This is a genomic window from Sporosarcina sp. P7, assembly GCF_002743425.1.
GTDB lineage: Bacteria > Bacillota > Bacilli > Bacillales_A > Planococcaceae > Sporosarcina.
Genome location: NZ_PDZF01000002.1, coordinates 135,817 through 150,949 on the forward strand (window position 1 = coordinate 135,817; position 15,133 = coordinate 150,949).

Annotated in this window: 15 protein-coding genes; all 15 read left to right on the forward strand. The window is 40.1% G+C overall.

Annotated features, from left to right (window positions below):
- Positions 1 to 99: 99 nt before the first annotated feature.
- The 15 genes from yfmF to CSV60_RS03350 all read left to right on the forward strand — a co-directional run bounded on the left by yfmF (position 100) and on the right by CSV60_RS03350 (position 15,082).
- Positions 100 to 1,374 (forward strand): EF-P 5-aminopentanol modification-associated protein YfmF, encoded by a 1,275-nt coding sequence (yfmF, locus tag CSV60_RS03280; protein ID WP_099630969.1) that lies wholly within the window; start codon positions 100 to 102, stop codon positions 1,372 to 1,374.
- The gene (gene yfmH / locus CSV60_RS03285) at positions 1,371 to 2,666 is read left to right on the forward strand and encodes an EF-P 5-aminopentanol modification-associated protein YfmH (protein ID WP_099635971.1); all 1,296 of its coding nucleotides are present in this window, start codon (positions 1,371 to 1,373) and stop codon (positions 2,664 to 2,666) included. The genes yfmF and yfmH overlap by 4 nt, the downstream gene beginning before the upstream one ends.
- A 2-nt stretch (positions 2,667 to 2,668) precedes the next feature.
- Positions 2,669 to 3,397 (forward strand): elongation factor P 5-aminopentanone reductase, encoded by a 729-nt coding sequence (gene ymfI, locus CSV60_RS03290; RefSeq protein WP_099635972.1) that lies wholly within the window; start codon positions 2,669 to 2,671, stop codon positions 3,395 to 3,397.
- 132 nt (positions 3,398 to 3,529) lie between these two features.
- Entirely contained in the window at positions 3,530 to 4,324 is a 795-nt protein-coding gene (locus tag CSV60_RS03295; RefSeq protein WP_099630972.1) for a DUF3388 domain-containing protein, read from the forward strand.
- Between the two features lie 27 nt (positions 4,325 to 4,351).
- Positions 4,352 to 5,161 (forward strand): helix-turn-helix domain-containing protein, encoded by an 810-nt coding sequence (locus CSV60_RS03300; protein ID WP_158233147.1) that lies wholly within the window; start codon positions 4,352 to 4,354, stop codon positions 5,159 to 5,161.
- A 74-nt stretch (positions 5,162 to 5,235) separates the two neighbouring features.
- A complete protein-coding gene (gene pgsA, locus CSV60_RS03305) occupies positions 5,236 to 5,814 on the forward strand; it encodes a CDP-diacylglycerol--glycerol-3-phosphate 3-phosphatidyltransferase (RefSeq protein ID WP_099630974.1) in 579 nt (192 codons plus the stop codon).
- Between the two features lie 16 nt (positions 5,815 to 5,830).
- Entirely contained in the window at positions 5,831 to 7,087 is a 1,257-nt protein-coding gene (locus CSV60_RS03310) for a competence/damage-inducible protein A (protein ID WP_099630975.1), read from the forward strand.
- Positions 7,088 to 7,253: 166 nt separating this feature from the next.
- Positions 7,254 to 8,315, forward strand: a complete 1,062-nt coding sequence (gene recA / locus CSV60_RS03315) for a recombinase RecA (RefSeq protein ID WP_085133293.1) — start codon at positions 7,254 to 7,256, stop codon at positions 8,313 to 8,315.
- A 553-nt stretch (positions 8,316 to 8,868) separates the two neighbouring features.
- Positions 8,869 to 10,428: a ribonuclease Y gene (rny, locus tag CSV60_RS03320; protein ID WP_099630976.1), complete on the forward strand. Its 1,560-nt coding sequence runs from the start codon at positions 8,869 to 8,871 to the stop codon at positions 10,426 to 10,428.
- Positions 10,429 to 10,495: 67 nt separating this feature from the next.
- Positions 10,496 to 11,293 (forward strand): TIGR00282 family metallophosphoesterase, encoded by a 798-nt coding sequence (locus tag CSV60_RS03325; RefSeq protein WP_099630977.1) that lies wholly within the window; start codon positions 10,496 to 10,498, stop codon positions 11,291 to 11,293.
- A gap of 92 nt (positions 11,294 to 11,385) precedes the next feature.
- A complete protein-coding gene (locus CSV60_RS03330) occupies positions 11,386 to 11,655 on the forward strand; it encodes a stage V sporulation protein S (RefSeq protein ID WP_099630978.1) in 270 nt (89 codons plus the stop codon).
- A gap of 150 nt (positions 11,656 to 11,805) precedes the next feature.
- Positions 11,806 to 13,353, forward strand: a complete 1,548-nt coding sequence (miaB, locus tag CSV60_RS03335; RefSeq protein WP_099635974.1) for a tRNA (N6-isopentenyl adenosine(37)-C2)-methylthiotransferase MiaB — start codon at positions 11,806 to 11,808, stop codon at positions 13,351 to 13,353.
- Positions 13,353 to 13,787, forward strand: coding sequence for a YlbF/YmcA family competence regulator (locus CSV60_RS03340; protein ID WP_029053137.1), 435 nt, complete (start codon positions 13,353 to 13,355; stop codon positions 13,785 to 13,787). Before miaB ends, CSV60_RS03340 begins: the two co-directional genes overlap by 1 nt.
- A 117-nt stretch (positions 13,788 to 13,904) precedes the next feature.
- Entirely contained in the window at positions 13,905 to 14,465 is a 561-nt protein-coding gene (cotE, locus tag CSV60_RS03345; RefSeq protein WP_255397300.1) for an outer spore coat protein CotE, read from the forward strand.
- Positions 14,466 to 14,581: 116 nt separating this feature from the next.
- Positions 14,582 to 15,082, forward strand: coding sequence for an immunoglobulin-like domain-containing protein (locus CSV60_RS03350; RefSeq protein WP_099635975.1), 501 nt, complete (start codon positions 14,582 to 14,584; stop codon positions 15,080 to 15,082).
- Positions 15,083 to 15,133: the final 51 nt, after the last annotated feature.

Here is a 15,133-nt window from a genome sequence, read left to right on the forward strand (position 1 = left end):
CGATCTTCAGTGCGCGAAAGTTGTATCATTTTCCAAATGACAGGCTAAAATGTATAGTGAGACTAGGAATACATATAATAAGGTAAACGAGGTGTTTGTATGTTCAATAAAACAAAATTACAAAATGGTGTACATTTGTATATACGTAAAACGGAACAGTTTAAAACAGTTAATGTGACAATTAAGTGGAAAGCACCACTGGATCAAAAGAAAGCCTCTGAACGTGCGGTGTTGGCGAATGTAATGGAGGATTCAACGAAGCAGTATCCAACAGTAGGTTCCATGCGCAAGGCGCTTGACGAGTTATACGGTACGGTATTATTTACGGACGTCTCCAAGAGAAGTTCTCAACACATGGTTTCACTTTATACGGAATGTGTAAATGATGAATTTTTTGCAGGGGAAGATATCTTTAAACAGTTATGGCAATTGATTCGTTCTGTAGTGTTTGATCCGAATGTATCGAATAAAGCATTTGATCCTGACGTTACAGAAAGGGAAAAACGTAATGTCCGTGATCGGATTCGTTCTATTTATGACGACAAAACACGTTTTGCACAGAAACGTATGCTTGAAATCATGAGACCAGATCACCCAGCATCCATTTCGGCTTATGGTACAGAAACTGCGGTGTCGGAAATTACTAATGAAAGTCTTTATGCTACATACGAAGATATGATGAATAATGATTTGATTGATATTTATGTAGTAGGCGATATAGATGAAAATGATATCATTAAGCAAATTAAGCAGTTCCTACCGTTTGCGGCTAGAGATGCAGTGAAACAAAATGAATTACCGGATGTGAAAGTGTCAGATTCCGTGAATACAGTGAGAGAAAAACAAGACATGAAACAAGGTAAACTTCATCTTGGTTTCCATACACCGGTATCTTTCCATCATCCGGATTACCATAAGATGCAAGTAACCAATGGGGTTTTCGGAGGCTTTGCCCACAGTAAACTATTCATGAATGTGCGAGAAAAGGAAAGTATGGCATACTATGCGAATAGTGCATTTGCTTCGCATTACGGTATCGTCTACGTCACAGCAGGTATTGATGCGGACTTGGAAGAAAAAGCTGTCAAGCTAATTCTTGAGCAACTTACGGCATTACAAAATGGTGAAAGTACAGAAGTTGAGTTAAGTCAGACAGTCGCACTTCTAGAAAACAGTATCTTGAGTGCAAACGATTCGGCCCGCAGTCAGATTGAAATTTTTGATCAATATAAAGAATTAGACGAGAACTTCTCGGCTGAACGATTAATCGAAAAGTGGGAATCGGTCACATTGGAAGACGTAAAGGAGATGGCAAAGACCATTCAATTGGAAATTGTGTATTTGCTGTCAGGTAAGGAGGATGTTTCCGAATGAAAGAAGTAAATTTTGATCAACTACAAGAGAAGATTTATACTGAAACACTTGATAATGGGTTGAAAGTGGTTATATTACCGAAACGTGGATTTTCTAAAACATTTGTAACGTTTACGACGAAATACGGGTCTATTGATCGTACGTTCAAACCACATGGCAAAGATGAACTTATTACAGTACCTGATGGGATTGCCCATTTTCTAGAGCACAAAATGTTTGAGAAAGAAGATGGAGATGTTTTTCAGAAGTTTAGTTTAAATGGTGCTTCTGCCAATGCTTATACAACATTTGGAAGAACGGCTTATCTTTTTTCTGCAACCAATAAACTAAAAGAAAACACCAAAATATTACTCGATTTTGTTCAACAACCATATTTCACCAAGCAAACTGTTGATAAAGAGAAAGGCATCATTGCCCAGGAAATTACCATGTATGACGACCAGCCTGACTGGCGCCTATATTTCGGCACAATTGAAAATCTCTATGAAAACCACCCAGTGAAGATTGACATTGCGGGAACTGTTGAGTCGATTCAGGACATCACAGCGGAACATTTATATACATGTTATGAGACGTTCTACCATCCGTCCAACATGTTACTGTTTATCGTCGGAGCAGTAAAGCCGGAGGAAATGATGGAATTTATCAAAGAGGATCAAGCAAAGAAATCATTCGATAAACCAGAGGCGATTGAACGCCAATTTCCGACCGAGTCAACAGAGGTTGATGTATCTGAACGTACATTGACGATGGACGTTTCAAAACCGAAATTGAATATCGGTATGAAATGTAACAAGGTAGATTTACAGGGGCAAGAGATGCTTGAAGCGGAATTGTCAGCAAACCTCGTATTAGATAGTCTATTCGGTCGCACGTCTGCATTTTATGAAAAAGCAAATGCGGAAGGCTTAGTTGATGAATCGTACTCATATGAATTTACCATGGAAGAAGGCTACGGTTTTGCGATGGTCGGTTCCGATACAGATGAGCCGGAGCGCTTAGAAAAACTGATTCGTCATACGATTAAAGACGCAAAATCAAATTGGCCTGTGCTTGAAGAAGATTTGAATAGAATGCGTAGGAAAAAAATTGGTCAATTTATGCGTTCATTGAATTCCATTGAATTTATCGCCAATCAATACACGCGATATGAATTTAACGAAATGAATTTATTCGATGTCGTACCGACTTTAGAGAAGTTATCGATGGATAAACTAAAAGAAGCATTTGCAATGTTTTCCGATGACAATAGCTATACAATCTTTAAAGTCATGCCACCGAAGACGCAATGAGTATGACGCGTTTCGCACTCGTTTTAGGGGCTTCCGGAGGAATTGGGGAAGTGATCTGCAAACAACTAGCAAAAGCGGGCTGGTCTTTGTATATGCACTATAATGCAAATGAAAACCAGCTCGATCTATTGCGTTATGAGTTAGAAGAGAATTATCCCAACCAGCAATTCCGTAGTGTGCAAGCTGATTTTAGAGTAGAATTAGCGGCAGAGAAATTGGCGGGTAGCATTCAAAGCGTTCAAGCAATTATTGTAGCCAACGGTCAGGCAGTTGTCAAACTGTTATCGGAGACAAGCGAACTGGAAATGTCGGAATTATGGCAAGTCCATGTGCAGAATCCGGCTCGTTTAATTGCACTGTTATCTGAAAAACTGCGCAAGCAAGATGTCTCCTATATTGTATTCATCGGATCGATATGGGGTAGTACAGGCGCAGCAGGTGAAGTAATGTATTCTGCAGTTAAAGGTGCCCAGCATGCCTTTGTCAAAGCATATGCAAAGGAATCCGCCTTTTCTGGCATACGGGTAAATGCAATTGCCCCAGGTTGGATCGACACCCGCATGAATCAAGAGTTTTCCGCGGAGGAACGTCAGATGGTGCTTGAACAAATTCCGCTTTTGTCAGTGGGGACACCGCAGGAAATAGCGAATATGGTCGAATTTATGTTGAGTGGCAAAGCAGATTATATGACAGGTGAAATAATTCAAATCAATGGTGGTTGGTATATGTAAAGCCTTTGGAGAAGGACAATGCCTGTTGTCCTTTTCTTTTTTTCTTTTATTCACTTTGGCTATCCGCTATTATAGAACTAAGTGCATACTTGTGCATTCTGGAAAAAGTATTTTTATGAAGGAGTGTGTTGAATGGGACAATGGTATGTCGAATATGAGTTGCAAGTCAATCGGCCTGGATTACTAGGAGATATTGCTTCCTTACTTGGTATGTTGCGTGTAGATATTGTGACGATTAATGGGGTAGATGGCAGATACCGTGGTATGCTCGTTCACACCGATCATGACCAGCAGATTAAACGTTTTGAGCTGATCGCTTCTACTATGGATGCGATTGTCATCCATAAGATCAGAGAACCTAAATTGCGTGATGTATTGGCTGTTCGGCATGGACATTATATTCAGCGCGGTACCGATGACCGGAGAACGTATCAGTTTATAAGAAGTGAGCTTGGAATCTTAGTGGACTTTTTAGCAGAGATCTTCAAACAAGATGGTCATAAACTAATCGGTGTCCGTGGAATGCCGCGCGTAGGAAAAACAGAATCCGTAGTAGCGGCGAGTGTTTGTGCCAATAAAAAATGGGTATTTTTATCTTCTACGATGATTAAACAAACAATTAGGACGAGTATGATGGGGGATGAATTCTCGGACGATAACATCTTCATACTTGATGGGATCGTGACACGAAAAACTTCCGACGAACGTCATATGCAATTAGTGCGTGAAATTATGGGCTTGCCGACAATTAAAGTGGTTGAGCATCCGGATATGTTTGTGAAACAATCCGAATATACAATTGAAGATTTTGATATTATCATAGAGTTGCGGACAACAGTAGACCAAGAAATTACTTATGAGATTTTAGAGAAAAATGATCCGCTATCCAACCGTAACCCTATGGGTGGCTTTAATATGTTTAATTGATTGAAATGAGTTAGGTGGGTGTTGAATTTGATCGGAATAGGTGCTCGCTTAAAAGAAGCGAGGATTTTAAAAGGATTGACTCTAGAAGATCTGCAAGACAGTACGAAAATCCAACAACGTTATCTGTCAGCAATTGAAAATGAGGATTTTCAAATTATTCCGGGTGCTTTTTACGTACGTGTTTTTATTAAAGAGTATGCGGAAGCGGTTGACTTGGATGCGGATGAAATTCTGAGTCTTTATCAGGATGAGTATGAACCAGCAGTGCAAGAAAAACAGGAAAAAGTTGTGCCGGCGACTATGCAACGTAGTGCGGTTTCAAAGCAGAGTGACCAATTAAAAGAAGCAATGCCAAAAATACTTGTAGCACTATTAATTATTATGATTTTTGTAATTGTTTATACTTTACTAAGAGACAAGGCAACAGATCCGGAGATAGGTAATGAATCAACAGAGCCCGGTTCTTCGGTAATAGCTGATCCACAAGGGGATTCAGGTGAAATTGGGCAATCTAAGCAACCATTTGAACACGCTTCTACTATAGGTGAAACGTCTACATTCAAATTATCAGACTCCGAAAATATCACAGTCGTTATCAAGACTACGGGGAGATCTTGGATTTCAGTAACGGATCAAGATGGCAACGAACGAATGCCGAAACCAAGTGGTGCCCGAGTAGTACAAGAAGGCGAAACAATCGAAATACAAGCGAACGATGCGGAAAGTTTGAGAATCCGAGTTGGTAATTACGAAAACGCGGAACTGACTGTTAATGGACAACGTGTAGATTACCCAACAGACCTTGTACCACAAAACATTGTGTTAAAAAAACCATAATAAAATAGTCATCTAAAAAGGTGGCTATTTTATTCTTTATAAATAGATTTTACCGTTAGAAAGGCGGACAAGTAATGAATTTACCAAATAAAATTACACTCTCTAGAGTATTTATGATCCCTGTCTTCATCCTGTTTCTTACAGTGGATTTTGGATGGGGAATGATTCGGCTAGGTGGAGTAGAAATGCCTGTTGAACATTTGGTGGGCGCGATTATCTTCATCATAGCTTCTACAACTGACTGGCTAGATGGATACTTAGCAAGGAAAAACAACTTAGTAACAAATATGGGGAAATTTTTGGATCCGTTAGCAGATAAGCTACTAGTCTCGGCTGCTTTTATTTTATTAGTGGAGATGGGGGCGGCTCCTGCATGGATAGTCATCGTTATCATTAGTAGAGAATTTGCGGTTACAGGATTACGTTTGATTTTAGCGGGTGGTGGGGAAGTAGTAGCAGCGAACCAGTTAGGTAAAATTAAAACAGTTACGCAACTACTAGCGATATCATTTCTTTTATTGCATAATATTTTCTTCGAAGTTATTGGTATTCCATTCGGAAACATCATGTTGTACATCGCATTAGTATTTACAGTATGGTCAGGTGTCGATTACTTTGTTAAAAATCGTAAAATTTTAGTGGAGTCAATGTGAGGAGTGGAGTGTATTCATGAAAGCAGAAATTATTGCGGTAGGATCTGAACTTCTTCTGGGACAAATCACGAATACCAACGCTAGGTTCATATCGGCTAAATTAGCTGAAGCTGGAATAGATGTATATTGCCACACGGTTGTAGGGGATAATCCTAAACGCTTGTCACAAGCCATTCAGTTAGCTCAGCAACGTGCAGACATCCTGATCTTTAGTGGCGGTCTCGGGCCGACAAAGGATGACTTAACAAAGCAAACTATTGCAAGTGAATTGGGTTGTACGCTTATATCTGATGACGATGCGATGAAAACGATCGAAGATTATTTTACCCGTGTGGGAAAAGTGATGACTGAAAATAATAAACAGCAAGCTCTTGTTTTAAAAGGTTCTACAGTATTGCCAAATCGAAATGGTATGGCACCAGGTATAGCGATAGGCAAAGACGGTAAGCAGTATATTTTGCTACCGGGGCCACCTCACGAAATGGAGCCCATGTTTGAACAAGAGGCGATTCCATACTTACTTGGTGTATACGGTAAACAAGATGTAATCTCTTCAAAGGTATTGAAGTTGCAAGGAATTGGCGAGTCGGAATTGGAAGTCCGTATCCAGTCTATTCTTGAGAAGCAGACCAATCCAACAATTGCACCACTTGCTTCACCGGGTATGGTTAACCTACGTATTACCGCAAAAGCCAAAACAGAAGAAGAAGCGCAGAAATTGATAGCACCTGTGGAACAGGAAATCCGTTCTATTGTAGGGGAGTTTATCTATGGTGTGGATGATGATACGCTGGCTTCCAAAACGACTGAATTATTGCTTCAAAATGACTGGACTATCTCTGCGGCAGAAAGCCTCACAACCGGAATGTTTATGGCGGAGCTTGGTTCAGAAGCGGGAATAGGCAATGCACTTAAAGGTGGCCTTGTGGTGTATAATAAAGAGATGAAGATTGAGCAATTGGGTATTCTACCATCATTACTTGATTACCATGGCATTGTCAGTGCAGAGTGTGCGGAATCGATGGCTGAAAGCGTTAGAGAAAGATTCACAACAACATTTGGAGTGAGTCTGACTGGCGCTGCAGGCCCTGAACCACATGATGGTCAACCAGCCGGTACAGTTTGGATTGGCATTGCAGCAGAAGGTGTGAAGACAACATCCTATAGACTTCAGCTGTCAGGTTCCCGTAATGTAAATCGTAAACGTTCTGTTCAATTTGCTTTACATTATCTCATTCAGACAATCAAAGAGAAGAAAGAACTGAAGTATTGAATTTTGCTATTGAATTAGCTAGCAAAAATTCATTCTTCCTAGCTTTTTACGCTTGTTTTTCAATTTCTATAACCAATTTATCGAATGCCCGTTCGTTTAATTCTTGTGTATTCTGTCGGGAAAAGGTATAATAAGAGTAGAAAAAGAGTTTGAGGAGGAATTGTAATTGAGCAATCGTAAAGCGGCATTAGATATGGCATTAAAACAAATAGAGAAACAATTCGGTAAAGGTTCTGTCATGAAAATGGGAGAAAAAACAGATCTTCAAATTGATACATCATCATCAGGTTCATTAGCTTTGGATGCAGCGCTAGGAATAGGCGGATATCCACGTGGACGAGTAATTGAAATATATGGACCGGAAAGTTCCGGTAAAACAACCGTTTCATTGCATGCAATTGCAGAAGTGCAAGCAAGCGGTGGTACTGCGGCATTTATTGATGCAGAACACGCACTAGATCCTGTCTATGCACAAAAGCTAGGTGTCAATATTGACGAGTTGCTATTATCACAGCCGGATACAGGTGAGCAAGCATTGGAAATTGCGGAGGCACTTGTTCGTTCAGGTGCTGTAGATATCGTGGTAGTGGACTCGGTAGCAGCACTTGTACCAAAAGCTGAAATCGAAGGCGAGATGGGTGACGCGCACGTTGGTTTGCAAGCTCGTTTGATGTCTCAAGCATTGCGTAAACTTTCTGGTGCTATTAATAAGTCAAATACTATTGCGGTCTTCATTAACCAGATTCGTGAAAAAGTAGGCGTCATGTTTGGTAATCCGGAAGTAACGCCAGGTGGACGAGCATTGAAGTTCTATGCGTCTGTTCGTCTGGAAGTACGTAGAGGTGAGGCGATCAAGCAAGCCAACGATATTATGGGGAATAAAACAAGGATTCGCGTCGTCAAAAACAAAGTAGCTCCACCTTTCCGTACAGCGGAAGTAGACATCATGTATGGTGAAGGGATTTCAAAAGAAGGTGAAATTCTAGATTTGGGATCTGAATTGGAAGTAGTCCAAAAGAGTGGTGCTTGGTATTCTTATGAAGGCGAGCGCTTAGGTCAAGGTCGTGAAAACGCAAAACAATTCTTGAAGGAAAACTTGAAAATGCGTGATGAAATTGCGTCCAAGATTCGTGAATCATACGGTTTGAATGCAACAAACTATGTGATTGCAGCCCATGATGAAGAAGACGAGCTTGATGATTTACTTACACTTTCAGAAGAGAAGTAAGTCGTATATGTTAGCAAAGCCGCCAATTTATTGGCGGTTTTTTTATAAAAATTATTCTTGTCGACCTGTTTAGATCATGAGCTTGGGAATGACATACTTTTTGCCTTTATGGAACTAAAATATTTTTTGAATGAATAAGTGAAATATAAAGTGGAAAGACTCTTGCAAACAAAACAAAAAGCATCTATAGGAATGAATTTTCCTTCATCATTCCTTGACACAATAAAAATACAACTATACAATTAAAGTGGCGTATTATATACGTCCTATATTTAACAAACCAATCAATTGTTTTTGGCGGTATGTTGATTTTAACTTAATTCAGCAAAATGAAAAGAATAAGTAAAAAGTAGTGACATCAATAGAAAATTAGTCCCGAAACAGCAGGTTTTCTACTACCCGTTGGATTAAGTTAAGCCTTAGGCGTTTTCACAGATCATCGGGACATTACCGGGAAGCTTCGGTAACTAGTAAAGTGAATGTATTCGCCGTGGCAAAATTGATTATACGAGCCGACTGAAAAGAAAAGAATAAGCAGGAGGAGGTGACCTCAATGGGTATTGAAATACTCATCTCCGTTTTGCTAAGTCTCATCGTCGGTGCAGTTGTTAGCTTTTTTATATTGAAAAATGTGAATGATTCAAAAGTAACTGGTGCCAAACATACTGCCAACCAACTCGTCGAAGAGGCGAAGCGTGAAGCGGAGTCAGTAAAGAAAGAGGCACTGTTAGAAGCGAAAGATGAAACTCACGAACTGCGGATTGAAGCAGAAACAGAAGTCCGTGAGAGAAGGACGGAATTACAGAAACAGGAAAACCGTCTCTTACAGCGTGAAGAAAACCTTGATCGCAAGGATGATGCGCTCAATAAAAGAGAAGCAGGTCTAGAGCGCAAAGAAGATGCGCTATTAGAAAGACAACAGCATATTGAAGAGATGGAACGCAAAGCGGAACAACTCGTTACTACACAGAAGACCGAATTGGAAAGAATTTCTTCTTTAACAAAAGATGAGGCAAAGCGAATCATCTTGGAAGATGTAGAAGAAGAGCTTTCTACGGATATTGCTGTTATGACAAAAGAATCTGAGCAACGGGCTAAAGAGGAATCTGAGCGTAAAGCACGTGAAATTCTATCACTGGCATTGCAACGATTTGCGGCAGATCATGTGGCAGAAACTACAGTTTCCGTTGTTAATTTGCCGAATGATGAGATGAAAGGTCGCATCATTGGTCGTGAAGGACGAAATATTCGTACACTTGAGACGCTAACAGGCATTGATTTGATTATTGACGATACGCCAGAAGCCGTTATTCTGTCTGGTTTTGATCCAGTTCGAAGAGAAACGGCAAGATTGGCCTTGGAGAAATTGGTTCAGGATGGACGAATTCATCCTGCACGTATCGAAGAAATGGTCGACAAATCCAGAAGAGAAGTGGACGAGTTAATCCGGGAAAAAGGAGAACAAACTACATTTGATGTAGGTGTCCACAACTTGCATCCAGATATGATTAAAATTCTTGGTCGTTTGCACTTCCGTACGAGTTACGGACAGAACGTCTTGAAACACTCTATTGAAGTAGCCTATTTAACAGGTTTACTGGCAGCAGAGCTTGGCGAAGACGTAACACTTGCTAGACGTGCTGGTTTACTACATGATATCGGTAAAGCGATTGACCATGAAGTGGAAGGCAGTCACGTGCAGATCGGTAAAGAGTTGGCAGTGAAATATAAGGAACATCCAGTTGTTATTAACAGTATAGCTTCCCATCACGGTGATGAAGAGGCTACCTCTGTTATTGCAGTGCTTGTAGCTGCGGCAGATGCATTATCTGCAGCAAGACCAGGTGCTCGCAGTGAAACATTGGAAAACTATATTAAACGTCTGCAAAAGCTCGAAGAAATTTCGGAATCATACGAAGGTGTGGAGAAATCATTTGCCATTCAGGCTGGACGGGAAGTACGAATCATTGTTCGTCCTGAACAGATTGATGATATTACCGCACATCGCTTAGCGCGTGATATACGAAAACAAATCGAGGAAGAATTAAACTACCCAGGGCATATCAAAGTGACGGTCATACGGGAGACCCGCGCAGTAGAGTATGCAAAATAATACCTAACACAAAACAGCTTCCGATTCGTTTGGAAGCTGTTTTCATTTTGGAAAGAGGTTATTACAAATGAAAGTACTATTTATTGGAGATATTGTAGGATCTATGGGAAGAGAAATGGTAATGGATTATGTATCGCGTTTGAAGCGAAAATATCAAGCGGACGTAATTATTGCGAATGGTGAAAATGCAGCTTCAGGCAGAGGGATTACAAAATCCATTTATCATGATTTATTGCATTCGGGAGTAGATGTCATTACGATGGGAAACCATACATGGGATCAACGTGAAATTTATGATTTCATTGACGAAGTGGATTACTTGATTCGTCCTGCCAACTTCTCAGAACAAGCACCTGGTAAAGGCATGACGTCCATTACGAAAAATGGGGTTACACTATCCGTAATTAATTTACATGGTCGCACATTTTTACCGCCACATGATGACCCATTTGCTAAAGCAGATGAACTAGTAGAAGAAGCCTTGCAAACATCACCATTGGTTTTTGTAGACTTTCATGCAGAAGCAACAAGTGAAAAGATTGCAATGGGATGGCACTTGGACGGAAAAGTATCTGTCGTTGTGGGGACACATACACATGTCCAAACTGCAGACGAACGAATTTTGCCAGGGGGTACTGCATATTTAACAGATGCAGGGATGACCGGCCCGTATGATGAAATTTTAGGAATGAAAAAAGAGGATGTATTGTACCGCTTCTATACCAACTTGCCAACCCGCTTTGAAGTACCGAAAAGTGGAAGACCACAGCTAAACGGCATGTTTGTGGAATTGGATGACAAAACCGGTAAAGCGCTCAAGATTGAAAGAATCCGAATTAACGAAGATCATCCGTTCAAAAACTAATTATCTAGGTGTCTAAATCCTCCTTGCCTATCATAGGATGTCGTATGGAATATACGCGTTCCATAGACATTGCAAAATAAGGAGGAAATATCGTGAGTCCCTTGAAAGTATCATCTCGCTCAAATCCGAACTCAGTAGCAGGAGCATTGGTTGCAGTTATCCGTGAACAAGGCTTTGCCGAGATCCAAGCGGTCGGTGCTGGTGCATTAAATCAAGCAGTAAAAGCAATTGCTATCGCAAGAGGATTCGTAGCACCAAGTGGAGGCGATCTAGTTTGCGCACCTGCCTTTACCGATATCGAAATCAACGGAGAAGCTAGAACAGCGCTCAAACTTTTCGTTGAAAAAAAGGAACGTAAGTAGAATACAAAAGACCACGAATCCATCTGTGGTCTTTTTTTCATGACAAACCAGCGACATTTTATCCGCTTTGCTGTCATATCATACAAAAGTTCAGTATAATAACATCAGGTATGCTTATTTCCCGATAAGTAATAGAAAGGGGCTTCTGCAATGAATGAAGAACAGCGCTTGCAAGCTGGACTCGTAACAAATGACAAATCGAAACGAGACATTATAGAAAAAGACTATAGCAAATATTTCGAGTCTGTGTATAGCGGGCCTTCTCTAAAAGACGCAAAAAAACGCGGGAAAGAAGAAGTGGAATATCACGATAACTTTCAAATAGATCAGCGCTTTAAAGGAATGGGACAAGGTCGTAAATTCTTTATTCGAACATTTGGTTGTCAAATGAACGAACATGATACGGAAGTAATAGCTGGTATTCTCATGGCATTAGGATATGATGCTACTGAAAATGTAAAAGAAGCTGATGTCATACTACTCAATACATGTGCAATCCGTGAAAATGCGGAAAACAAAGTGTTTGGAGAATTAGGGCATTATAAACCACTCAAACTGACAAACCCAGACTTACTAATCGGAGTATGTGGCTGCATGTCACAAGAAGAATCTGTTGTAAATAAAATCTTAAAAACGTATGATCAAGTGGATTTGATTTTCGGAACACATAACATCCATCGCTTGCCAAATATCTTACATGAAGCGTATATGTCTAAAGAGATGGTCATTGAAGTGTGGTCCAAAGAAGGCGACGTGATCGAGGATTTGCCAAAAGTCCGTCACGGTAAGATTAAAGCATGGGTGAATATCATGTATGGATGCGATAAGTTCTGTACGTACTGTATCGTGCCATATACGCGCGGTAAAGAGCGTAGCAGACGCCCAGCAGATATCATTCAAGAAGTTCGCCAATTAGCCGCACAAGGGTATAAAGAAGTTACCTTACTAGGGCAAAATGTAAATGCATACGGAAAAGATTTCGGTGATATTACGTATCGTCTAGGTGATCTGATGGATGAGTTACGGTTAATTGATATCCCAAGAATTCGCTTTACTACAAGTCATCCTCGCGACTTCGACGACCATTTGATTGAAGTCCTAGCAAAGGGTGGGAACTTGGTAGATCATATTCATTTGCCTGTACAATCGGGCTCATCTGAAATGCTGAAGATTATGGCTCGTAAATACACGCGGGAAAGTTATTTGGAACTGGTGGATAAAATTAGAACCGCAATACCTAATCTATCACTCACAACGGATATTATCGTAGGCTTCCCAAATGAAACAGAAGAACAATTTCAGGAAACGATGTCTCTGTATCGTGAAGTTGGTTTTGATATGGCGTTTACATACATTTATTCACCACGCGAAGGTACGCCAGCAGCTAAGATGCAAGATAATATACCAATGGAAGTGAAGAAGGAACGCCTGCAACGTCTTAACAAGCTAGTGAACGATATGTCTGCTGAAGCAATGAAGCCTTACGAAGGACAAATTGTTAAAGTGCTAGTTGAAGGGGAAAGTAAAAGAAATCCCGATGTACTTGCGGGCTATACAGAAAAAAGTAAACTAGTGAATTTTGTAGCGCCGCGTTCTGTAATTGGTGAAATTGTAGAAGTTCGTATTAAAGAAGCAAAATCTTGGTCACTCAATGGTGAATTCATTGGAGTAGTCCGACAAGAAAAGGTGATGGGATAATGGAGAAGAAGTTTACGAAAGACGAAATTATAGAAAAAGCACGCGATTTGGCACATATGTTGGCAAACACGGAAGAAGTAGAGTTTTATAAACGTGCAGAAGCGCAAATCAATGAAAACCAAAAAGTACGTGAAAAAATTGCTAGTATGAAATCTCTTCAAACCCAAGCAGTGAATTTCCAAAACTACGAAAAAGAACGAGCGTTAAAAGCGATTGAAAAGAAAATCGAACAAGTTCAAGGTGAAATTGATGCGATTCCATTGGTACAAGAATTTAAACAGTCACAAGATGAAGTGAATAACTTGCTTCAATTGGTTTCGAATACGATTGCAAACAGCGTGACGGATGAGATTATCGAGTCTACTGGCGGCGATCTATTACGTGGAGAAACAGGATCATACGTAGAGAATACTCAAAAAAAATCACTTTCTTAAATAAAAAATCGGTTAAGGATAAAATTCCTTGCCGATTTTTTTCAATTTCTGGGCAGCTGTTGCATAGGATGGATAGAAGCCAAAGAAGGAGGAAGAAAACTGAAAAACTTACGACAAATTGTAACGAAAGCTGTTATTGCCAAAGGGAAGCATCGATCGGAAACAACTGAGCTGCTGAAGCCACCTAATCGTCCTTCCAGCATATTGGGTTGCTGGGTGATCAATCACACGCAACAAGCAAAGAAAGTCGGCTCGCATGTGGAAGTAACAGGTAGTTTTGATGTCAATGTTTGGTACTCACATCATGATCATTCCAAAACGTCCGTCTTTACTGAATCGATTCCTTATAAGGATAAAATCGCATTGCATTACCGCGATGAGCCGACATCTGCTAAAGAAGAAACGATTGTCACGGTATTACAGCATCCGAATTGTACAGAGGCAAGTATTTCTGAATGTGGTCAAAACTTCTCAATTTCCATTGAAAGAGAATTATTGGTTGAGATGATTGGTGAAACAAAAGTCTCTGTAACCATCCATCCTCATCCATATGATGAGGATTGGCCGATACTAGAATCAGAATCTTCGTCTATTGTGATGGAGGAAAAAAAGAATAATGAAGTGCCGAATAAAGAGAGACCACACCAACCGCCACAACGTAAAGATTCACCATTCTAAAAGCCGGGTATTCACCGGCTTTTTTTATTTGTTTTTTTACGTTGAGTAGAAGAATATGATGCAGGTCAAGTGAGTTTTGTAACAATAAATGTAGTCTATAGATAGGAGGAGATCCTATGGTAAAGATAAAATGGCTTACACTTCTATCTGTCTTGATACTGCTGACAGGATGCGCGAAAGGAAATGAAATTCAAACTCTTACTGCTCCTTCACCCGAACAGACATTAATGGCGAATGAGCAAGGTCTGACATTCCTAATGGTAGAACATCAATACGAGGAAGGAACGCCGTTGTTCCGCACGATATTAAAGAATGACAGTCAAACCATTTATGAGTATGGTGAATACTATCAAATAGAAGTACGGAAAAATGACAAATGGTACACTCTGACACATTCTGATTCCGTATTCTATGAAGATTCTAAATTTACTAATTTGGGTAAATTGCTTGCGCCAGGAGAAGGAACTCAACATTCTTTTTCTGTAGAAACTATTGGAGTGACACTCGTACCTGGTCAGTATCGCTTAGTGAAAATCTTTTTGAAACCTGTCGCTCCCTATTTTACAGTCACACTTGCTGTACCATTTATAGTGACTTCTAAACACGAAACAGAATGATTGTGGAATATAGATAATCATGAACTATCTCAGCTAATCAAAAGCTAAGAT

What these genes read in the sequence shown, in the direction of transcription:
- yfmF (WP_099630969.1), top strand. Translation starts at nt 100, where the DNA reads ATGTTCAATAAAACAAAATTACAAAATGGTGTACATTTGTATATACGT.
- yfmH (WP_099635971.1), top strand. Translation starts at nt 1,371, where the DNA reads ATGAAAGAAGTAAATTTTGATCAACTACAAGAGAAGATTTATACTGAA.
- ymfI (WP_099635972.1), top strand. Translation starts at nt 2,669, where the DNA reads ATGACGCGTTTCGCACTCGTTTTAGGGGCTTCCGGAGGAATTGGGGAA.
- CSV60_RS03295 (WP_099630972.1), top strand. Translation starts at nt 3,530, where the DNA reads ATGGGACAATGGTATGTCGAATATGAGTTGCAAGTCAATCGGCCTGGA.
- pgsA (WP_099630974.1), top strand. Translation starts at nt 5,236, where the DNA reads ATGAATTTACCAAATAAAATTACACTCTCTAGAGTATTTATGATCCCT.
- CSV60_RS03310 (WP_099630975.1), top strand. Translation starts at nt 5,831, where the DNA reads ATGAAAGCAGAAATTATTGCGGTAGGATCTGAACTTCTTCTGGGACAA.
- rny (WP_099630976.1), top strand. Translation starts at nt 8,869, where the DNA reads ATGGGTATTGAAATACTCATCTCCGTTTTGCTAAGTCTCATCGTCGGT.
- CSV60_RS03325 (WP_099630977.1), top strand. Translation starts at nt 10,496, where the DNA reads ATGAAAGTACTATTTATTGGAGATATTGTAGGATCTATGGGAAGAGAA.
- miaB (WP_099635974.1), top strand. Translation starts at nt 11,806, where the DNA reads ATGAATGAAGAACAGCGCTTGCAAGCTGGACTCGTAACAAATGACAAA.
- CSV60_RS03340 (WP_029053137.1), top strand. Translation starts at nt 13,353, where the DNA reads ATGGAGAAGAAGTTTACGAAAGACGAAATTATAGAAAAAGCACGCGAT.
- CSV60_RS03350 (WP_099635975.1), top strand. Translation starts at nt 14,582, where the DNA reads ATGGTAAAGATAAAATGGCTTACACTTCTATCTGTCTTGATACTGCTG.